This window comes from Caulobacter sp. LjRoot300, assembly GCF_964253875.1.
Lineage (GTDB): Bacteria > Pseudomonadota > Alphaproteobacteria > Caulobacterales > Caulobacteraceae > Caulobacter.
On the sequence record NZ_CAXUSA020000005.1, the window covers coordinates 61243 to 82121 of the forward strand.

The 20879-nt window shown below is 69.3% G+C and carries 20 protein-coding genes; 4 read left to right on the top strand and 16 right to left on the bottom strand.

Translation table 11 applies throughout. The features are described 5' to 3' along the window. Nucleotides 1–29: 29 nt before the first annotated feature. From ACSQ2G_RS17440 to ACSQ2G_RS17470, 7 genes are all read right to left on the bottom strand, one after another. A complete protein-coding gene (locus ACSQ2G_RS17440; protein WP_436033020.1) occupies nt 30–914 on the bottom strand; it encodes a TraB/GumN family protein in 885 nt (294 codons plus the stop codon). A gap of 42 nt (nt 915–956) precedes the next feature. After that, nucleotides 957–1868: an alpha/beta fold hydrolase gene (locus tag ACSQ2G_RS17445; protein ID WP_436033022.1), complete on the bottom strand. Its 912-nt coding sequence runs from the start codon at nt 1866–1868 to the stop codon at nt 957–959. 57 nt (nt 1869–1925) lie between these two features. Then, a complete protein-coding gene (locus ACSQ2G_RS17450; RefSeq protein WP_436033024.1) occupies nt 1926–2120 on the bottom strand; it encodes a helix-turn-helix transcriptional regulator in 195 nt (64 codons plus the stop codon). Next, on the bottom strand, nt 2117–2545 hold the full coding sequence (locus ACSQ2G_RS17455; protein WP_436033026.1) for a hypothetical protein: 429 nt from the start codon (nt 2543–2545) through the stop codon (nt 2117–2119). Before ACSQ2G_RS17455 ends, ACSQ2G_RS17450 begins: the two co-directional genes overlap by 4 nt. After that, a complete protein-coding gene (locus ACSQ2G_RS17460; protein WP_436033028.1) occupies nt 2545–3126 on the bottom strand; it encodes a hypothetical protein in 582 nt (193 codons plus the stop codon). The genes ACSQ2G_RS17455 and ACSQ2G_RS17460 overlap by 1 nt, the downstream gene beginning before the upstream one ends. Nucleotides 3127–3228: 102 nt before the next feature. Next, a complete protein-coding gene (locus tag ACSQ2G_RS17465) occupies nt 3229–3519 on the bottom strand; it encodes a hypothetical protein (protein ID WP_436033030.1) in 291 nt (96 codons plus the stop codon). 131 nt (nt 3520–3650) lie between these two features. Beyond that, entirely contained in the window at nt 3651–4520 is an 870-nt protein-coding gene (locus ACSQ2G_RS17470) for a kinase (protein ID WP_436033032.1), read from the bottom strand. Between the two features lie 309 nt (nt 4521–4829). Here ACSQ2G_RS17470 and ACSQ2G_RS17475 point away from each other — a divergent pair, with 309 nt between their 5' ends. Further along, entirely contained in the window at nt 4830–5774 is a 945-nt protein-coding gene (locus ACSQ2G_RS17475) for an IS110 family transposase (protein WP_436030095.1), read from the top strand. Between the two features lie 58 nt (nt 5775–5832). On the opposite strand, the gene ACSQ2G_RS17480 is transcribed toward ACSQ2G_RS17475, so the two are convergent. Both ACSQ2G_RS17480 and ACSQ2G_RS17485 read right to left on the bottom strand, forming a co-directional pair. Beyond that, nucleotides 5833–5958, bottom strand: coding sequence for a TraB/GumN family protein (locus tag ACSQ2G_RS17480; RefSeq protein ID WP_436033033.1), 126 nt, complete (start codon nt 5956–5958; stop codon nt 5833–5835). A 235-nt stretch (nt 5959–6193) separates the two neighbouring features. Then, complete coding sequence (locus ACSQ2G_RS17485) at nt 6194–7213, bottom strand: 2'-deoxycytidine 5'-triphosphate deaminase (protein WP_436033035.1); 1020 nt, start codon at nt 7211–7213, stop codon at nt 6194–6196. 172 nt (nt 7214–7385) lie between these two features. Here ACSQ2G_RS17485 and metZ point away from each other — a divergent pair, with 172 nt between their 5' ends. Next, a complete protein-coding gene (metZ, locus tag ACSQ2G_RS17490) occupies nt 7386–8570 on the top strand; it encodes an O-succinylhomoserine sulfhydrylase (RefSeq protein ID WP_436033037.1) in 1185 nt (394 codons plus the stop codon). Beyond that, nucleotides 8551–9015, top strand: coding sequence for a Co2+/Mg2+ efflux protein ApaG (apaG, locus tag ACSQ2G_RS17495; protein ID WP_436033039.1), 465 nt, complete (start codon nt 8551–8553; stop codon nt 9013–9015). The genes metZ and apaG overlap by 20 nt, the downstream gene beginning before the upstream one ends. A 57-nt stretch (nt 9016–9072) precedes the next feature. Here apaG and ACSQ2G_RS17500 read toward each other — a convergent pair whose 3' ends face one another. From ACSQ2G_RS17500 to ACSQ2G_RS17530, 7 genes are all read right to left on the bottom strand, one after another. Continuing rightward, entirely contained in the window at nt 9073–12120 is a 3048-nt protein-coding gene (locus tag ACSQ2G_RS17500) for a TonB-dependent receptor plug domain-containing protein (protein ID WP_436033041.1), read from the bottom strand. Between the two features lie 137 nt (nt 12121–12257). Beyond that, nucleotides 12258–14063 (bottom strand): amidohydrolase family protein, encoded by a 1806-nt coding sequence (locus ACSQ2G_RS17505; RefSeq protein ID WP_436033043.1) that lies wholly within the window; start codon nt 14061–14063, stop codon nt 12258–12260. Nucleotides 14064–14188: 125 nt separating this feature from the next. Then, a complete protein-coding gene (locus ACSQ2G_RS17510; RefSeq protein WP_436033045.1) occupies nt 14189–14401 on the bottom strand; it encodes a hypothetical protein in 213 nt (70 codons plus the stop codon). Between the two features lie 100 nt (nt 14402–14501). Next, nucleotides 14502–15983 (bottom strand): amidohydrolase, encoded by a 1482-nt coding sequence (locus ACSQ2G_RS17515; protein WP_436033047.1) that lies wholly within the window; start codon nt 15981–15983, stop codon nt 14502–14504. A 92-nt stretch (nt 15984–16075) separates the two neighbouring features. Further along, nucleotides 16076–16306 carry a hypothetical protein gene (locus ACSQ2G_RS17520; RefSeq protein WP_436033049.1) on the bottom strand — a complete coding sequence of 77 codons (231 nt, stop codon included), beginning with the start codon at nt 16304–16306 and terminating at the stop codon, nt 16076–16078. Nucleotides 16307–16429: 123 nt separating this feature from the next. Continuing rightward, entirely contained in the window at nt 16430–17452 is a 1023-nt protein-coding gene (locus tag ACSQ2G_RS17525) for a FecR family protein (protein WP_436033051.1), read from the bottom strand. Further along, the gene (locus ACSQ2G_RS17530; protein ID WP_310082538.1) at nt 17409–17981 is read right to left on the bottom strand and encodes an RNA polymerase sigma factor; all 573 of its coding nucleotides are present in this window, start codon (nt 17979–17981) and stop codon (nt 17409–17411) included. Before ACSQ2G_RS17530 ends, ACSQ2G_RS17525 begins: the two co-directional genes overlap by 44 nt. 271 nt (nt 17982–18252) lie before the next feature. Here ACSQ2G_RS17530 and ACSQ2G_RS17535 point away from each other — a divergent pair, with 271 nt between their 5' ends. Next, entirely contained in the window at nt 18253–20793 is a 2541-nt protein-coding gene (locus ACSQ2G_RS17535; RefSeq protein ID WP_436033053.1) for a TonB-dependent receptor plug domain-containing protein, read from the top strand. The last annotated feature ends 86 nt before the right edge of the window (nt 20794–20879 follow it).

Below are 20879 nucleotides of genomic sequence, written 5' to 3' on the forward strand. Positions count from 1 at the left end.
GGCCCCGGCCTGCCGCCGGCGGAGACGCCCTACTCCACCCGCTCGGCCTTGATCCCCAGCTTCGCCAGTTGCGCCTGCAGGCTGTCCGGCCCGGCAAGGTGGCCGGCCCCGACCGCCACGAAACTGACGCCGGAGCCCGCCAGCCGGGTCTTCAGCTGGTTGGCCCAATCCTGGTTCCGGTCGACCAGCAGCAGCTTGTAGACGTCGGGATAGTCGGCCTGCATCTCGTCGACCATCTGGCGTTTCAGCTCGTCCTGGTCGCCCGCCGCCCAGGCCGCGACCAGGGCGTCGATCTTGGCCGGGCCCTCGTCGATCTCGTCCAGAGTCGACTCCAGCAGCTGGGTTTCCTGGACCGGGGTCATGTCGGCGAAGAAGCGGACCTGCTGCTCCATGGTCTCGAAGGCCGCGATCGGCTTGCCCGCCGCCTTGGCCTGGGCGGTCAGCAGCTTCTCGACGCCGCTGTCGGGATCGTAGCCGGCCTTCAGCAGCGGGGTCAGCGATACGGTCAGCGCCGCCAGCCAGGGCCGCATCGGCTCCAGGGCCTGGGGCGGAAAGCCCATGCCTTGGGCGGCGGCCTGCAGCTTGGCGTAGCTTTCGGGCTTCAGCTTCGTCGACAGGGGCGCCGCCGGGTCGACGCCGTATTTCAGCATCAGGGCGCGCGTCGTCGCCGGATCCTCGGGCTGCTCGATCTCCATGACCACGTCGTCGGCGTCCCGAAACGCCTTGTCGATCTTGGGCGAGCGCCACGGGGTGGTGGGCTTCAGCACATGGACCGTGCCGAACAGGTAGATCGTGGAGTCCTTGTCCTTGATCGCCCACAGGGCCGGCTCGGCCAGGACGGGGCTCGCCCCCATCGCCAGGACGGCGACGAGGGCGAGGGCGAAGCGGCGGACGGGTCCGGGCAGAATCATCATGCCGCCACTGTTCAGGTCCGACCGGGACCCTGGCAAGCCAGGTCAGCGCAGGAAGCTCTCCATCTCGAAGGCGAAGGCGGCCGGCTGGTCCAGCATGATGAAGTGGTACGAGCCGTCGATCCGCTTGACCTTGGCCTGGGTCATCGGGGCGTAGGCGCCGGTGTAGAGCTGGTCGAACGCCGCTTGGGGCGCGATGGCCGGATCCCACGGATAGAGCATGGTCGTAGGAGTCTTGATCGCGGCGAGCTCGCCGCGCAGGTCGGTGGTCAGGTCGTCGTAGAGCGCGCGGCCCACCACCGAGCGGTCGGAGGCGATGGTGGCGGCGGTGGCCGACTTCAGACCTTCGGGCGACTTGACCAGGCGGGCCATCACCGCCGTCTCCATGGCCGACCAGGCCTCGGGCGTGGCGTTGGCGGTCCGGTCGCGCATGGCGGCGGCCTGGGGCTTGATCGTCTCGACCGTGGCGGCGGGCGAGAAGACCATGGCGTAGAACGGCAGGCTGTCGACGACCATCAGGCGGCTGACGTCCTCGGGGTGCTGGCGGGCTAGCATCAGGCCCATCAGCCCGCCCATCGAGTGGCCGATCACGGCGGGCGACTTCAGCCTGGCCGACTTGATGTAGCCGTCCAGGGCGTCGACGGTCGGCTGGATCACCGGCCCCTCGGCGTTGGCCCCGGCCGGCGCGCCGGCGAACCCGGCCACCTGGACCACGTGCAGGCGGTAACGACCCTGAAGCTGCTTGACTGTGTCGTCCCAGACGGCGGCGGACGAGGCCAGGCCGGGGATCAGGATCACGTCGGGCCCCTGCCCCACCACCTCGACCGTGAAGCGCGGCGCGGCGACCGAGGGGACGGCGACGGGGGCGGCCTGGGCCGGATGGAAGACGGCGGCGGCGGTGACGAGGGTGGCGGCGCAGGCGAAGGCGGCGCGGGCCAGAATGCGGCGGACGTTCATGATGGTCTCCGAATTAAGCGTTTGAATCTTGGGGAAAGAATGGGCGGCCTGACGCGATCAGGCTTCGTCCTGGAAGATGGTCTCGATCGGCAGGGCGAACAGGCGGGCGATCTTGAAGGCCAGGGGCAGGCTGGGGTCGTACTTGCCCGTCTCCAGGGCGTTGATGGTCTGGCGCGAGACCTCCAGGCGCTCGGCCAGGTCGGCCTGACTCCAGTCGCGTTCGGCCCGCAGGACCTTGAGGCGGTTCTTCATTTCCCCGCCCCCCAGCCCCCGCGACGCAACCACCAGATCAGGTTAAAGATCACATAGCCGACCCACTGGCAGACGAGGGCGATGATCACCCCGAGCATCCACTCGGGCATCCGAGGCCGCTGAAAGGGCGTGGACGTCATCTCGATCATACCCAGGAAGAAGGCGAACAAAATTCCGAATTGCCCGCCCCAGAAGAAGGCCGACTTGTTGGCCTCGTGCACGGCTTCGTCCAGGCTCCGCCACCAGGGCGCCAGCGCCCAGAGCAGCAGACCGGCGGATCCCGCCGCCACGGCCAGCTGGGCCGCCAGTTCGACCATCGGAGGAATCTGCGGATGATACCGCAGCACCATTGCCAGGATAGCCGCGGCGACCGTCGCGGCCAGGGTGCGCCCGATCGTGCGGCCAAAGGCTTTCAGGCCGCGCATCAGCGGTACCTCCGGGCGATGAGCGGCTGCGACAGGCCCATGGCGACGGCGAAGATCGGAACCACCGCCCAGGCCGGCGCATGCGGCGCCTTGCCGAAGGTCTCCAGGAAGCCCCAGACGCTGGCCGCGCCCAGGGTCACGGCGATGCCCCACAGCAGGCTCTGGATCAGCACCTCGCGGTGGAACTCGTCGGTCTCCTCGGCCAGGTAGAACCCCATGCTGGCGATCGACGCCAGGATGGCCAAGGCCGGGGCCAGGGCGATCACATAGCCCACCGGCCCGGCCGTCAGACCATGGCGATGCAGCATCGTCGCCCCGATCAGCAGCACCACATAGGCCGACATCGAGACGCCGAACCGCAGCAGGTAGCGGCGGATCGGCGGGCGCAGGGGCTCGCGCCGGAACACGCGGTTGGCGCCGTAGGCGAAGGCCAGCGACGCCGCCACCGTGCCCAGGCCGCCGACGAACGACCACACCCCGCCCAGGGCGCCGACGCGCACCGAGGCCAGGATCGCGCCGATGAAGCCGGCGAACAGCAGGACCTTCTTGAAGGCGCGAAACTCGCCGCGTTCGGACGTCATGTCTTGGCTCCCTGTCTTTTTGACAAGGACGCTTGTCTTGTATCGCCACAGGAATGTCAAGCGAGCTTGTCAGAATATCAAGGAGAGGCGACAGCAGCCGGGTCAGGCGGCCTTGCGGGCGGGGGCGGCGTCGAAGCGGTCGGCGTGGCTGACGTGGATCGGCCTGGCGGCGGACAGGCCCAGGGTCTGGGCGATACGGGTCTCGCCGCGACCGCGCAGGATCAGCCAGCCATAGCGCGAGAAGCGGTCTTCGTAGTCGGCCCAGCGAATGATCCGCCCCTGGTCGTCGCAGCGCCAGATCGCCTTGTCGCAGCCCGGGATCGGCGCCGCCCGGTTCCAGGCCACTACCCGCCGGGCGTGGGTCGAATAGGTCCCGCCGAAGAGTGCGTTCATGGCCCAGGAAGCTCCACCGCCGGCGACTCGGTGAGTCGTTTCGCCGACAAAGCCAAACTAGCATTGGTGGAAGGCCAAATGGGACCACACCATATCTGGTGCGACGCCGTGCCGCGCGACCGAATGGCCGATCAGCGGATCGACGAACGGCGGTCTTGGTCCAACGCCACGACGATGTCGGCGCGGGCAGGCATTTCGCGGGCGATGTGGCGGGTCAGGCGCTCGTAGTGCTGGACGAAGACGGCGACCTCGTCGTCGCTCATCGCCCCGCCCTGCCCCGTCGCCGCCAGCCGCTCGCGCAGCTTGGCCTCCTGCTCCCTGCGCCAGGCCAGCACCGTCTCGAAGTCTGGCGCGGTGAACAGCACCAGCAGGTCCGGGCGGGCGAACAGGGCGCGATAGGGTCCGGCCAAGGCGGCGTTGACGTAGGCGCGCCAGGCGCCGTCCGGGTCCCGCTCGCGCTCCAGGGCGTTGATCGGCACGGCCAGGGCCTTGGCCGGTTCCGGGCGCGCGCCGACGCACCAGCCCTCGAACAGCACGATGTCGACCGGTCCCGCGACCACCGGCCAGGCCTCGGCCGGTGCGCGGTCGTCGGCAGCCTTGTCGAAACGCGGCAGCGCGGTTTCACCCTCGCCGGCCAGGCCGTCCAGCACGGCCAGCCCCAGGGCGACGTCGTGGGTTCCCGGAACCCCGCGCGTGCGCAGCAGCGGATGGACTTCTCGGGCCAGGGCCTCGCGATCGGCGCGCGGCAGGTAGAGGTCGTCCAGCGACAGGGTCGCCACCGTCAGCCCCCGCGCCGCCAGCAGCGCGGCCACGACCCGGACCGTCGTGGTCTTGCCCGAGCCCTGCGGCCCGCAGATCCCGACCACGAAGGCCGGCCCCATGGCCACCGCCGCGATCCGCTCGGCCAGCGGCGCGTGCAGCCGCTCGACCTCGGACGCAAAGCCGTCGGGAAGGGCCTCGTCGCGCAGGAAGGCGGCCAGCCAGTCTGGATCAATGGTCATCAGCGCCCCCTTTCCTTCTCCCCTTGCGGGAGAAGGTGTCAGCGAAGCTGACGGATGAGGGGTCGCACGGCGCAAGTCGGCGCCGCAAGAGGACGAATGGACAGGTTTGAGAAACCCCTTGCGTGTCTGGAATCTGTCAGAGTTGTGGTCGCCACGGGCCGGGTCATGGCCCGGCCCGTGGCGGTGACCGCGAGCCCGTTACCCCTGAGGCCTGCACGCCGTGGATGAGCTGGGGCCGCGGTCATCTTCTTCCTGAACCCGAACAGTTGCCCGGGACAAGACCCCGCACGCAAGGATGGGACGCCGAAGATGAACCAGGACGAATGTGTGATCGGCATCGACGTCTGCCAGGAACGGTTGGACGTGGCGATGCTGCCGACCGGAGAGATCCTCCAGTTCGACAATGACCCGGCCGGCTGGGCGGCGCTGATCAAGCGCTGCGGCGCCTGGACGGTGCGGGCCATCGGCCTGGAGCCGAGCGGCGGCTACGAACGCCCGCTGGTCAGGGCGCTGCGCGTGGCGGGCCTGCCGGTGCGGCTGGTCAATCCCTACCGGCTGCGCCAGTACGCCCGGGCCCTGGGCAAATTGGCCAAGAACGACGTGGCCGACGCCCTGATGCTGGCGCGCTTCACCGACCAGCTGCCGACCCGCGCGCCGCACCATGATCCGTTGGCCGAACAGATGGCCGAACTGATCACCGCCCGCCGCCAGCTGACCGAAGACCGCATCCGCCTGGAAGCCCAGGTCCGGCTGGTCGTCGATCCGCTCCTGCGCCGGATGGCCGGCCGGCGGCTCAAGCGCATCGCCGCCGAGATCCTGCTGATCGAGCGGCGGCTGGCCCAACTGGTCGCCAACGACGAGGCCATGGCCCGCAAGGACCGCCTGATCCAGTCGCTCAAGGGCGCCGGCCCCATCCTCAGCCAGACCCTGCTGGGCCTGGTCCCCGAGATCGACCAGCTCGACCGGCGACAGCTGGCCGCCCTGGTCGGCCTGGCGCCGTTCGACGACGACAGCGGCAAGCGAAAGGGCAAGCGCGCCATCTGGGGCGGACGGGCCGAGGTCCGCCGCGTCGTCTACATGGCCGCCCTGGCCGCCGCTCGCAGCAACCCCGCCCTCAAGGCCTTCCGCCAGCGCCTCATCGCCAACGGAAAGAGCCCCAAGATGGCCATCATCGCCGTCGCCCGCCGCATGCTCGGCATCATCGTCGCCCTGCTGCGCTCAGGTCAGGCCTGGGACCCCCAATACGCCCGATAAACACAGTTGCTCATCCGGCGCTGCGCGCCACCTTCTCCCGCAAGGGGAGAAGGAAATTCTACTGCACCCGCCGCACCTGGAAGCCGCGCGCCGCCATCAGGGCCGGCAGGCCATCCTCGCCGGCCATGTGCAGGGCGCCGACCGCCACCGGCTGGACGCCGGGCCTGTCCATCTCGGCGGCCACGGCCTGGGCCCAGGCCTGGTTGCGGCGCTCGAGCAGGGCGTCGACAGCGCCGGCCGGTCGCGGCGCATCACATCGACGACTAGCGGCCCCAGCCTGTCCATGTCGCCGTGCAGCCAGGCCGATTGCAGGACCACGCCGTTACGGGGCGGCGACAGGGTCCCGGCGCGGCCTGGACTCGACAGGCGCCCAGGGTACGAAGCCGCCGGCTAATCGGGGAAGCGTCGGCCGTTGCGGCCTAACGCCACGCCTTGAAGTGCTTGGACAACTTCAGGCCCTGGCGCTGGTAGTGCGACCCGCCCTCGCCGTAGAGGCGGCGCGGCCGGGCGGTCAGCGGCTCGTAGACCAGGCGGGCGACGATCTGGCCGTCCTCCAGCAGGAACGGCGTCTCGTGGCTGCGCACCTCCAGCACGCCCTTGGAGCCGACGGCCCCGGCCTCCTCGGTGCCGAATCCGGGATCGAAGAAACCGGCGTAGTGCACCCGGAACTCGCCGACCGACGGATCGATCGGGGTCATCTCGGCCGCTTCCAGCACCGGGATCTCGATATTGTCCTTGGAGGCCAGGATGTAGAACTCGCCCGGATCCAGCAGCAGCTCGCCGTGGCGGGTCTCCAGCGGCTCCCAGAAGTCGCGCGGATCGTGGCCGTCCTCGTGGTCCAGGTCGATGACGCCGGCGTGGCGGCGGCCGCGGAAGCCGACGACGCCCGAGGTCAGGTCGACGCCGACGCTCCGGGTGGCCAGCTTGGCCGGCTCGCCGCGCTTGAGGCGTAGCTGGTTCAATCGCGTTCCCGACCGCACCAGCACCGAGAAGGTCTGCGGCGCGATCTCGATATAGAGCGGCCCCTCATAGCCGGCCTCGATGTCGTCGAAGGCCTTGCTGTGGTCGCTGAGCAGGCGAACGAAGACATCGACCCGACCGGTCGAGCTCTTGGGGTTGCCACGGGCGGCGATGTTGGCCGGCAGGGCCAGGCTTTCCTGGATCTCGGCGATGTAGACGCAGCCCTTTTCCAGCACCGCGCCCTTGGTCAGGTCCAGCTCGTGCATCGCCACGTCCTTCAGGCGCTCGGGCACGCGACGGGCGACGCCGGGCAGGAACGAGGCGCGCACCCGCCAGCACCGCGCGCCCAGGCGCAGGTCCAGGCTGGCCGGCTGCACCTGGTCGGTGTCGAACGGGGTCTGAGAGGTGATCGCCTCTTGCGCGATCAGGTCCTCGATGGATTGGCAGGGCAGAATCCCCGCGGCGTGGGCGTCGGTCATCGGGGCGACACTCGCTAAACCACGCCATGAAGGCAAGGCTCGCGGTCCATCCGCCGGCCTCTTACTCGCCTGTGACAATTCTAATGTTGAAATCAGACTTGTCCGCCTTGACCCTGGGCCCGCCGAAACCCCTTATGCCGGCCGTTTCCAGCGTAGGAGGAAAGGAACCGCCATGGCCGAGGACCCGAAGGACTGGGATATCGCCACCAAGCTGATCCGTGGCGGTCTGGCGCGTTCGCAATATATGGAGACGGCCGAGGCCCTCTATCTGACGCAAGGTTTCACCTATGACAGCGCCGAGGGCGCCGACCGCCGGTTCTCCGGCGAGGATCCCGGCTTCGTCTATTCGCGGTTCAACAATCCGACCGTCAAGATGTTCGAGGACCGCCTGGCCCTGCTGGAAGGCGCCGAGGTCTGCCGCGCCCAGGCCACCGGCATGGCTTCGATCCACGCCGCCCTGATGGGCCTGGTCCGGGCAGGCGACCACGTGGTGGCCGGCCGCGCCCTGTTCGGCTCGTGCCGCTGGCTGATCGCCGAGTGGCTGCCGCGCTTCGGCGTCGAGACGACCTTCGTCGACGCCACCGATCCCAAGGCCTGGGAGGCGGCGATCCGCCCGGGCACCAAGGCGGTGCTGATCGAGACCCCGTCCAACCCGGTGCTGGAGATCACCGACATCCGCGCGGTGTCGGAACTGGCCCATGCGGTCGGGGCCAAGGTCATCGTCGACAACGTCTTCGCCACCCCGATCTTCCAGCAGCCGCTGAAGCTGGGCGCCGACATCGTGGTCTATTCGGCCACCAAGCACATCGACGGCCAGGGCCGGGTGCTGGGCGGGGCGATCCTGACCAGCGAGGCGATCAACGAGGAGTTCTACCGCGACCCGCTGCGCCACACCGGCCCGTCGCTGTCGCCGTTCAACGCCTGGGTGCTGGTCAAGGGCCTGGAGACCCTGGACCTGCGCGTCCGCCGCCAGAACGACACCGCCGCGGCCCTGGCCGACGTGGTGGCCGAGCACAAGGCGGTCAAGCAGGTGCTCTATCCCTTCCGCCACGACCATCCGGGCCACAACGTCGCCAAGTCGCAGATGAGCGGCGGCGGCACGGTGCTGGCCCTGGACCTGGGCTCGCGCGAAGCGGCCTTCAAGTTCCTCAACGCCCTGGAGATCGTCGACATCTCCAACAACCTGGGCGACGCCAAGTCGATGGCCACCCACCCGCCGACCACCACCCACCGCTCGGTGCCCGAGGAGATGCGTCCGTCGCTGGGCGTGGTCGAGGGCGGCGTGCGCCTGTCGGTCGGGCTGGAGAGCCTTGCCGACCTGAGCCGAGACGTGACCCGTGCGCTCGACCAGGCGTGAATCCTCCCCGCCCCTGAAGCGGATCCGCCGCCGGCGTGGCGCCGACGCGGGCATCTACGAGGCGCGCACCCGTGACATCGTCGTGCGCGTCTCGCCGGTCTTCCAACCCGAGGACTCCGCGCCCGAAGACGGGCTGTGGATGTGGGGCTACACGGTCGAGATCGAAAACCACGGCGCGGAGGCGGTGCAACTGGTCGCGCGTTCGTGGACGATCACCGACGGGCTCAATCGTTCGACGGAGGTCGAGGGCTCAGGCGTGGTCGGCGAACAGCCGGAACTGCGGCCGCGCGAGGCGTTCCGCTATGTCAGCAGCTGCCCCCTGCCGACCCCGTCGGGGGCCATGGTCGGCCATTTCCAGATGATGACCGAGGCCGGCGAGGTGTTCGAGGCGGCGATCCCGGAGTTCTCGCTGCACCTGCCCGGCGCGGCGCGACGGGTGAACTGAGCTTTCCCGAGGGCGGATGCGCGAATGGCCGCGCTCCGGGGAGCGCGGCCATCGCTGCTAGAAGCTCTTGCGGACGCTGGCGTAGAGGTAGCGTCCATAGGGCTGATACATCGAGCCAAGATAGCCGTTTGACGACAGCGGCGGCGCCTCATCGGTGATGTTGCGCACGCCCAGCTTGACCTTGGTGTTGGCGGCCCAACCGTCGGTGAATTCATACTGCGCGTAGACGTTGCCCGTGAGCTGGGAGTCGATCACCCAGGGCGCGCCCGCCGAGTCCAGCAGGTTGGTGTCGTCGACGTCCGACATGTACTGGGTGAACACCCCGGCCGAAACGTTGTTCAGACGCCAGCTGAGCGCGGCGGTCCACTTCCATTCCGGCTTGCCGTTCTGGCGGATGTAATCGCCGCCGCCCGAAATGGTGGTGCCGGCGTTGATGTCGCCGTCCGCGCGCGCCGCCATCAGCTCGGCGATGGCCGGCGACGGCCGCTGGTAGAACTTCAGCAGGTGGGCGCCGTTGACGCTGACATCGAAGTCGCCCAGCCGCGTGCCATGCAGACGCCACATCGCGCCGATGTCGATGCCGCGCGCCTCTTGCGGCAGGGCGTTGACGTACTGGTCCTTGACGTAGAACACCGTGCCGACGGGCGTCAGGCCCGTGCCGGCGAACGCCGCGACGTCGTCAGCCGTCGGCGCGGCGCGGACGACGTTGGCGTTGCTGCCGCCCTGGGTGCGCAGCAGATAATCGAGGATCAGGGCGTTGCCCTCGCCGAACAGGCTGACGATGCCCTTCTGCTTCACGCGCCAGTAGTCGACCGTGAAGGTGAACTGGCCGTATTCGGACGGCACGAACTTGGGTTCGAACACGAAGCCGAAGCCCGAGGTTTCGGAGTCTTCCGGCTTCAGGTCGGGGTTGCCCGAACGCTGCGCCGCGACACTGAGCGAACGCGAACAGTTGCTGAAGCTGGTGATCCGATTGGCTCGCAGGTCGGCCTCGCATCGCACATAGTCCGTTCGGGTATTGGAACGGGTGATGACCTCGGCGTTGATCTGCTCCAGGTTCGGAGCCTTGAAGCCCTGAGCCCAGGAGCCGCGCAGGCGGAAACCGTCCAGGACGTCCCAGGCCACCGCCACCTTGGGCTTGGCGACCGAGCCGACGTCGCTGTAGTCCTCGGCGCGACCGGCCAGCTGGACCTCGACGCTGCGCGCCAGCGGGATGTTCATCTCCGGCGAGATGACGGGCACGGCCAGTTCGACATAGGCCGAGGCGACCTTGCGCGAGCCCTTGGTGTCCGGCGAGGGGCTGACGCCGATCAGGTCGCTGCCATAGACCACGCCCGTGACGCTGTTGGTGTAGGGGATCGCGCCGTCGACGCGGGCGTCGCGGTCGTCCTTCTGCGTCTCGCGGCGGAACTCGACGCCGGCCGCTAGGCCCAGGTCGCCGCCCGGCAGGGAAAACAGGTCGGCCTTCGAGATCCGGAAATCCCATGAGGCGAGGGTGCTCTTGCTGTCGCGCGTCGACTTGACCCGGATGGCGTTGAGCGTGGCGGCGCTGCTGGCCGCGGCGTCGCCCACGCTGGGGCTGGACAGGTTGGCGCCGTTGAAGGGGTTGTAGGCGTCGGGTGTCGACAGGGCCAGCTGCCGCTGCAGCGCCGTGGCGCTGACGCCGTCGGAGACGTCCTTCACCTCGGCCGCCGAATAGAGCAGCGCCGTTTCCCATTTGAACCCGAACTTCTCGCCCTTCAGGCCGCCGAGATATCGGGTCTGGGTGTTCTCGACGTCCACCCTGGACAAACCGGCGTCGGCGAACTGGTAGCCGTTGATGGTGACGTTCAGGCCGGCCGCGGGCGCGGTGGTCCCCGCCAGGCGGTTGGGGTTGACCGTGCCGTCGGCGAAGGTGGTCGGGCCGAAGGGGTTCCAGTAGTTCGAGCGCGGAACCGTGATCACCTGGGCCGATGTCGTCGCGGACGGGGCCTGCCAGGCATGGGTGTTGGCGCGGTAGACGCCCAGTTCACCAAAGGCCGTGATCTCTTCGGTGAGCCGATAGTTGCCGGTCAGGAAGACATTGATGCGCTTCAGTTCGGGCATCACCGACAGGCCGGTGGCGGCCGCGTCGTAGCGCAGGTTTCGATCGTCGCCCGAGGTGGCGATGGCCCCGTCGTCGATGCTGATGCCGTTGCCCAGCGAGACCAGGCTGCCGGCGTTGGTGGTCGGCTGAATGTGGAAAGCCCCGGCCGAACTGGTGATCAGGGCCCCGTTCCGGCGGACGGCGGCTGAGGCGGTGAAGCTGCCCCACGGCGTTGCGGTGGCGCGGCCGTCCAGCCCCGTGGCGCCTTCGAAGGCCGTGCCGACGAACAGCGGACGCTTGTCGGCCGAGGCGGTGTAGTCCTGGTCCCCCGTGCGCAGCGCCGTGCGCTGGTCGTAGGTCAGGAACGCGGTGACATTGCCCCGGTCGAAGGTTTTGCCGAACAGGCCCGTCAGGCCGTATTCCTTCAGGTGCGTGCCCGGCGCGTAGCCGTACTGGGCTTCGACATCGCCGCCGTCGTAGTTGTCCTGCAGCACGGTGTTGACCACGCCGGCGACCGCGTCGGTGCCGTAGATCGCGGCCGCGCCGTCGCGCAGGACTTCGAGACGCTTGAGGCCCGTCGTCGGAATGGCGTTGGTGTTGTAGGTGATCGTCGGCACCAGGCTCGTGCCGTCGGCCTGGCTGGTCGGGTGGGCCACCACGCGGCGACCGTTGAGCAGCACCAGGGTGTTGCCCGAACCCAGGTTGCGCAGGTTCACCGAGCCGATGTCGCCGCGCGCGGAATTGCTGCTGCCCGGCAGGTAGCTGCTGTTGTAGTTGACGTCGCCCATCTGGGGGATCGCGCGGAACAGGTCGTCGCCCGACGTGGCGGCGATGGCGTCCAACTGTTTGGAGTCGACCACGGTGACCGGCAGGGCGGCCGTGGCCTTGGCGCCTTCGATGCGCGAGCCGACGACGACGATTTCCTCGACGACGGCGTCCTGCGGCGGCGGCGCGTTCTGGGCGACGGCGGCGCTGGTCCAACCCGCGCAGAGCGCCGAGGTCGCCAGCATGACGGCGCGGAGCGCCTTGGCGTTGTTCATTTCAGTATCCCCGATCCTAGACCCGGGACCGCCGGATCCAGACGTGGATCGGGGCCCTCAGGGTCAGTCAGACGGAAGCGGGGAGCGGTCCCTCACCTGCTGAAGCGACTTTTTTCGGAGCCCGTGCGGAAAGGGCCTCAGTAGAAGGTGACGTTGTCGATCTCCATCCACATCTTCTCGCCGCCCAGTCGACCGCCCATGAACTCGACCTCGGTCAGGTCCAGGCCGCTCCAGGTCGCCTTGTCGTCCTTGTCGCCGCGATAGGTCGTGGCCTTGAGCGCCGAGAACGGCGCCTCCACCGTGCGCCATGCCGGCCCGGCGGAGAACGGCGCCGACCAGCGGGCGCTGGTGGTGGTGACGCCCAGGGCGTAGTCGCCGTCGCCGCGAACCTCGAAGCGCACGCCCTTGAAGGCGCGGGCGTCGACCGGCTGGATCGAGCCGCGGGTCAGGGGAATGATCACGCCGGCGTTGGGCTTGGCCTTCATGGCCATGCGCGCGGCGATCGACAGCGCCCTGCCCTCGGTCCCCCGCGAGATCACCTGGCTGATCTCGACGGTGCGATCCAGCCCGCCGTCGGGATCGTCGTTGCGCAAGGTGTCCAGGCTGGACCGGCCGTCGGCGCGCTCGAAATCGTCGATCAGCGCCTTGGCCGGGACCGGCGACATGGTGGTCGCGGCGTTGGCGGTCATGGCCGGCGCGCCGGGGCCGAACACCAGCTTGCCGTCGATGAACACCCTGTCGGTCTTGCGGACGTCCTCGATGGTCTTCCAGGGCGCGCCCCTGATCAGCACCAGGTCGGCGCGCTTGCCGGGCTGGATCGTGCCGCGATCGTCGAGCTGGCCGATGACCCTGGCGCTGTCGGCGGTGCCCGCGATCAAGGCCTGGGCCGGCGTCAGGCCCGCGCGGACCAGCAATTCCATCTCGTGCAGGGTCGAGACGCCGTGCGGCGTCGCGGGCATGCCCGCGTCGGTGCCCAGGGCGAGGGTCACGCCCGCGTCGTGCAGCGCCTTGGCGTTGCCCAGGGCGTAGTCGAACTTCTGGAAGCTCTGCTTGACCTTGGGATCGCTCATGTCGCGGGGCGGACCGGCCTTGGTCGGTTCATAGACGGCCAGGGTCGGGGTGTCGGACGTGCCGCCGGCCTTGATCGCCGCGACGGCCTCGGCGTCCAGCGGCCGGTCCTGCAGGCTGTGGGTGATCACATCGACCTTGGCGCGCCCCGCGGCCTCGCCGCGATCGACCGTCACAGTGTGGGTGAACACCTTCAGCTGGTTCTTGTGGGCCTCGTCCACCAGCGCCGCCAGGGTCCACTCGTCCATGCTGGTGTTGTCGGGCGCGACGCCGTAGCGCCAGCCGTCGGTAAAGGCCTTGATCAGGTCGGGCTTGTAGACGGCGATCGCGCGGACCGCGGCGCGAGCGGCCTCGGGCGTATTGACCCATTTGGTGGTGTTGCTGTCGGCCCAGTCCGCGCCATGGCCGCCTGGCGTGCTCATGCGGGCGGCGAAATTGACGTGAGGCGCGACCAGGGTCGACAGCCACTGGCGGCGCGGCGCGAACGATTCCGGCGCGGCGTTGAAGTCGCTGACCGTGGTGACCCCGGCCGAGACATAGGCGGCGACGATCTGGGGCGTGGTTCCCGGCATGCCGCTGGGCGTCCAGTGGGTGTGCAGGTCGTAGAAGCCCGGCAGCAAGGCCTCGCCCTTGGCGTCGATCACCCGCGCGCCCCGGGGCGGCTTCACGCCGGGTCCCACCTCGACGATGCGCCCGTCGCGGATCACCACGTTGGCCAGGCGCGGCTCAGCGCCCGTGCCGTCGAACACCGTCGCGCCCATGATCGCCGTCACCTCGGCCTTGGGAGACGCGGCGACGCCGGCGCCGGCCGACACGGGGAGCAGGGCCGAGCCCAGCGCGACGGCGCTGATGGCGGCTTTCAGGGCGAGCTTCATGGAACGCGATCCTACTGAGGTCGACGGTGCTGATATGAGCAAGACGGAAGCTGCGCCGAGCCCCTCACCCCTGGCGCCGATTTTTCTTGCGCCCGCGCCTCGGACTCCTTCGGCGACGGAGGTCGTCAAGCCGCCTGGGCCAGGACCGAGCACGCGCGCTCGTAGCGCGCCTGTATCCGCTCCCAGGTGCTCAGCTTGATCGGCTGGCCCTTGCGCAGCTTGCCCCAGGTGGTCTCGCTGATGCCGTAGACGCTGAACAGATGGTCGCGGGTGATGGCGGGCAAGGCGTCCTTCAGCACTTCGAAGCGGTCTCGGGGAACGATGATGGCCTGGGCCATGAGGGATCTCCGTGGTGGGAAAACGATGAAGGGGGCGGCCGGCGCCGTACCGGGGGCGGGAGCGCCGGCCGCTGACGATCGAAAGGCGGACCTTCGATCGCTATTCGTGGCCGCCGGCGCTGGGCTTGCGGTAGTCGAGGGCCGGCGGCCGATCGCCCAGCATGGCCTTGTAGGCGAAGTTCGGCCCACGACGCTGATCGAGCTCGGCCTTGGCCTTCCTGATCGTCTCGGGATTGGAGAACAGGTCCGCCCCGGTCAGGGCCAGGGTCTTGGCCGCGTTGACCGCGCCCTTGACGCCGATCGTCGAACCGGCGGCGGCGACGTTCTGCCAGCTGTGGCCGGCCGAGCCCGGGACGAAGGTCGCCGTGCCCAGTCCCACGGTTGGCGTCACCCAGCTGATGTCGGACACGTCGGTCGACCCGCCGCCGCCTTCCATCTCGACCTTGTAGGGCGCGACCGTCTTGACGGTGTCGATCGACGGCGCGCCGGGCAGGGATTCCTGGATCTTCTTGGCGAAGGCGATCTCTTCCGGCGTCCAGGCGACCCCGCCCACCTTGCGCAGGTTGGCGTCCATCACCTTGCCCAGGGTGTCGTTGGGCAGCAGGGCGTAGACCCCGCCGGTGATCTCGGTGTCAACCGTCGTGCCCGTGGCCATGGCCGCGCCCTGGGCGGCCTTCTCGACCCGCGCCCAGACGTCCTTGACCACCGCCGGGTCGGGGTGACGGACGTAGTAATAGACCTCGGCGAAGTCGGGCACGACGTTGGGCGCCGTGCCGCCGGCCGTGATCACGTAGTGGATCCGCGTCTTGTCGGGCGTGTGCTCGCGCAGGAAGTTGGTGGCCACGTCCATGATCTCCACGCCGTCCAGGGCCGAGCGGCCCTTTTCGGGCGCGCCGGCGGCATGGGCCGAGATCCCGTGAAAGCGGAACTTGCCGCTGATATTGGCCATCGATACGCCCTGGACGGCGGTGTTTTCGTTATTGGGGTGCCAGTGCAGGGTGGCGTCGACGTCCTTGAACAGGCCCGCGCGCACCAGATAGACCTTGCCCGAGCCGCCCTCCTCGGCCGGCGAGCCGTAGACGCGCAGTTCGCCCTTTATGTCGTTCCTGACCATCCAGTCCTTCAGCGCGACGGCCGCGCCGACGGAAGCCGCGCCGAACAGGTTGTGGCCGCAGCCGTGGCCGGCGACCTGGCCGGGGATCCCCGTCTTCACCGGATCGTGGGTCTGGGCCAGGCCCGGCAGGGCGTCGAACTCGGCGAGGATGGCGATGACCGGCCCCGAGCCGTTCTTGAAACTGGCGATGAAGGCGGTCGGCATGCCGGCCACGCCAGCCTGGACCTCGAAGCCACCGGCCTTGAGCTGCTCCTGCAGCAGGGCCGAGCTCTTGGTCTCCTGGTAGCCGACCTCGGCGAAACCCCAGATCTTCAGCGCGGCGTCCGAGATCTGGGGCGCGTCGGCGTCGACAGTCTTGAGGATCTGGGTCCGGTCGGCGTCGGTGAGCGGCTTGGCGCCGGCCGGGACCGCGAACACGGTCGTCATGGCGGCCGACAGCAGGACGAGCTTCAAGGTCGAAAGCTTCATTGTGGACGTTTCCCCAGGTAAGCGAAGGACGGCGCCGACGGGCGGCTGTCCAATGAGACGCAACCTCGCGCCCTTCCCTCACCGCCGGGGCGTCAAAAAACCTCTGTAATAAAGTAACGTTCTGCCTTTTTGACGATGAGGAAGGTTTCCCGGCTTCCGTCTTGAAGGACGAGGACCGCCGTGGGGGGGGATCCAGGGGTTTCACCGACCATGCGCAGACCGCTACTGGCGACCGTCGCCATCACGCTCGCCCTGCAGGCCGCCGGACCGGCGCTCGCCCAGACCGCCGCCGCGCCGCCGCCCGCCACGAACAACGCCGCCATCTGTTCAACGGCCTCTATTATGGTCCAGCGGTGTCGGGCCGCTAGGCGCTCCAGCCGCGCCATGATGGCAGAAGGGCGGACGTCGCGCGACGTCCGCCCTTTTCTCATGCCTGCGCGATGGGGCTAGGCCCGGGGCCGGACCAGGACGATCTCGTCGCTGTCGGCGCGACCGATATCCGCCAGGCCATAGCTGCGGATGGCCGCCACGAAGGCGTCGACCTGTCCCGTCTTGAACACGCCACTGACCGGCGTGGCGGCGACCACGGGATCGGCGACCCGCAGCTTGCGCGCCGAGAACCGGTTCATCTCGTCGACCACGGCCGACAGCGGTTCGCCGTCGAACACCAGCCGCCCCTGCAGCCAGCTGGATTCCTTGACCGTGTCGACGGCCGCGATGGTCCAGTCGGCGGCGTCGGCCGCGACGAACCTGGATCCCGCCGACATCTCGACCATCCGATCCCCGCGCGGCGAAGGACCGGCGATACGCACGCGGCCCTCGAGGAGAGTCACCGACAGCTTGCCCGGATCCAGGCGGACGTCGAAGGCCGTGCCCACCGCCGTGACCAGCTTGTCGCCCACCGCGACCACGAAGGGCCGCGCGGCGTCCTTGGCCACCTTGAAGAAGGCCTGGCCGCGCACCAGGGTCAGCCGTCGTTCGCGATCCCAGGGATTGACCCTGACCGCGGAGTCGGTGCCGAGGGTGACCATCGAGCCGTCGGCCAGATGGAAGGTGGACAGCTCGCCCAGGGCGGTCGTGAAGATCGGGTCGGCCGAGGAGTCGGCGGCCGGCGCGGCCTTCTTGCCGAGCACGCGCCAACCGACGGCGGCGCCGCCGACCATGGCGACCACCCCCGCCGCGGCCAGCAGTCCGCGACGGCTGAGACGCCGAGAGGAGGGTTCCCCCGCCGCCAGGGCGTCGGCCCGCAGGGCGGCCAGGGCGGGGTCGGCCTCCAGCAGGCCCAGGCCGTTCCAGACGTCCTGGCAACGGGCCCAGGCGACCGTGTTGCGCGGATCGGCGGCCAGCCAGCGTTCGAAGGCGCGGCGATCCTCCGCCAGAACGGCGTCGCCCTGCAGTCGCGCGAACCAGGTCGCCGCGGTGACGTCAGGGTCGTCGTGTCTGTCGTTGACCGGCGTGGTCGAGGTCATCCTGGTCCCGCAGACGCTCGCCCAAAAGACGCAGCGCCTTCATCACATGTTTCTCGACAGCGCTGACGGAAACGCCCAGGCGCTGGGCGACGAGCTTGTAGCTCATCTCCTCGAAGCGCACGAGGACGAAAACCCGCCGGGTCCGCTCCGGTAGCTCGTTCAGAGCCGCCAGCGCTCGCGCCATCTGTTCCCGAGCCTGTAAGACGCGCTCGGGAGACATTTCATCAACGGGATGATGAATTTCCTGAAATTCGCAGTGGGCCGAGCGACAGCGCGTACGGTCCGCGCGCCCCTTGTCGATCAGGACATTGGCCGCCACCTCGAAGAGATAGCCCTCGACATTGTTCACCACCGCTTCGGGCTGACGCTTGTGGATGCGGAGCAAGACTTCCTGGACGAGGTCTTCGACATCGTTCATCGGGGCCCTGCGCGAGAAGAACGCCCGCAAGGCCGGCGTGAACCGGGCGCCCATGTCGACGAGCGCCTGCCCTCCCCCCGAGGGCGTCGCCACCCTGCCGATACGCATCATCCACACAGCCCCGACCTTCGTGACAACGAGGTGAAAGCGCCCCGCCCCCCGTGTCAAGGCGCACGACCGCGTGGGAACCCGCCGTGCGCTACCCTGAGTGCGTTGCCTAAAGGGTGTGCAAGAGGCGATGCTGGGCAGCGGAAATCAGTGGTCGCAACGCAGTTCGGGGTGGACTGGGCACGCTCCGAGCCCTCTGGGGACGTGGCTGGCGTGCTGTCGGGCAAGGGGTGCGAGAGTCGTCGTGTGGGGGTCGGGCAGGTCGGGAGCGTCCATGCGGCTTCGCACCGTCGCGGCCGTGGCCTGGGCGGCGAGCGGATCGGCTCTTCTGGCGCCGCCTTGCGCCCAGGCCGCACGAGCCGAGGCGGCGTCGCGTTTCGACATCCCCGCCCAGCCGCTTGGCCAAGCGCTCAACCAGCTGGCCCTGCAGAGCAATCGCGAGATCCTGTTTTCGCCGCGCCTGACCGCCGGCCGCCGCGGTCCGCCGGTGAGGGGCGTCTTCTCCGCCGAGGACGCCCTGACGAAACTGCTGGCGGGGTCGGGCCTGACGGTGCGGCTCGAGGGGCGCAGCTTCCTGATCCAGCCGGCCCCGGTCGCCCCCTCCGCGCCGCATCCGGCGAAAACGGCGCCGGACGCCGCGTCCGACAGCGACGATCCGCTGGAGGCGGTAGTGGTCACCGCGCTCAGGCGCGACAGCGAGATGCAGAAGACGCCGGTCAGCATGACCGTGCTGACCGGCGGGACCCTGTCCCGCCTGGGCATGGTCGATCTGGAGCGGGCCGCGCCCCTGCTGCCCGGGCTGAAACTGGTCTCGACCTCGTTCGGTCGCCGGTTGGTGCTGCGCGGCGTCTATGGGGCCGGGGAAGCCACGACGGGCCTCTACTATGACGAAACGCCGATGACCGGCCCGGTCGGCACCACCGCCGATCCCGGCGTCATGACGCCGGAGCTGGCGCTGGTCGACGTCGACCGCATCGAGTTGCTGCGCGGCCCGCAAGGCACGCTGTATGGCTCCGGCTCCATGGGCGGCGCGCTGCGCGTGCTGTTCCGGCGCCCCGATCTGGACGACGCCAACGGCTTCGTCAGCGCCAGCGCCACCAGCCTGCGCCACGGCGGCCAGGCGGGCGGGATTACGGCGGCGGTCAACCCGGTGATCGTGTCGGGCGTGCTCGCCGCTCGCCTGACGGTCTACGACCTCGACACGCCCGGCGTGGTCGACAACGTCCGCCTGGGCCTGTCCGACGTCGATTCCACGGCGGTGAAGGGCGCGCGCCTGGGCTTGCAATGGCGGCCGGACCAACGGCTTTCGGTGCTGTTGTCGGCCACCACCCAGACCACGCATCGCGACGACATCTCGGCCTGGCACGACATCGCCGGCCCCTGGCGGACCCGCCATGCGGCGCGAGCCCCTTTCGACGGCCGGATCGACCTGGCCAGCGCCAGTCTCCACTGGCGGGGCGAGGCCGTCGATGTCACCGCCACGGCGTCCTGGTACCGGTGGCGGCTGACGCGGCGTTCCGACTACAGCGGCGTGCTGCTGGGCGAACGCGACAGCGCCTCGGGCTGCGCGCGCTACTACGCCTTGGGCGGGGCTTGCGATCCTGGCCAGATGCAGGGTTACGCCAGCTATGTGGACAGCCTGTATCCGGCGATCCTCAACCAGCCGGCCAGGCTGACCTCGTCGATCCAGGAGGTCCGAGCCTCGTCAGTTCGCGACAGTCCGCTCGGTTGGACCGTTGGCGTCTACAACGAGGTTCGCGACGACCACATCGACAGCCAGGTCCCGCATGTCGACCCGCTGACCGGCGCGCCGCAGCAGCCGGCGGTGCTGATCGGCCGGCGCAGCATCGACAACCATCTCGGCCAGAGCGCGGTCTTCGGCGAGCTTTCCTACGATCCGGCGCCGGAAACCCGTGTCACCCTGGGCGCTCGGCGCTTCAGCTACGTCAAGCGCGACCGGGGCGAGGTGCAGGTCCCCAACGTCGTGTCCGGCACCTGGGCCGACTATGTGATCGACGCGCGGACCCCTGAGCAGGGCTGGAGCCTCAAGGCCCTGGCCAGTCGCCAGATCACGGCGGACGTGCTGGGCTATGTCCAGGTCTCGCAGGGCTTTCGTCCGGGCGGGGTCAATGTCGTGCCGGGCCTGGCCGACACCCTGGCGCCCTACCGTTCCGACCGGCTCACCAACTACGAGGCCGGCCTGAAGAGCCAGTCGGCCGACCATCGCTTCACCGCCAACCTGGCCGTCTACCAGATCGACTGGCGCGACATGCAGTACAGCGCCCAGACCCAGAACCGCGCCTTCTCGTTCCTGACCAATATCGGCGCCAGCCGCATCCGGGGGATGGAGGCCGAGTTCGCCGCCCGGTCGCTGTGGGGCTGGGACGCCGTCGCCAGCGCCACCTTCACCGATGCGCGCCTGACCGCCGACCAGATCACCAACACCGCCATCGGCCTGGGCCTGGAGGGCGACCGGCTGCCGGTCGTGCCGCGGTTCGCGACCGCCGGATCGCTGGAGCGGCGGTGGTCCCTGGGGAATGGGCTGGAAGGCCGCCTTCGGTTGGACGCGGCCTATACCGGAACCTCCCGGTCGGCGTTCAATCCCGGAAACGCCGACTATCTGAAGATGGGCGGCTATGCGACGTTCGGCGCAAGCTTCGGTGTCGAGCACGCTTCCTGGCGCGGCGAGCTGGCGATCGACAACCTGCTGGACCGCGCTGGGCGCGCCTCGGCCCAGCGCAACACCTCCGGGCCTGTCGACTACTACGGCATCGCGCCCCGCTCGGTGCGCCTGACGCTGGAGCGCGGCTTCTAAGGGCGTTCACCCATTTTTTCCCAGGCCGATGAGGACGTCCCTCTTCCTCACGTCTGACCCTTCGGACCGTCGTCGCCAGGCGGTCG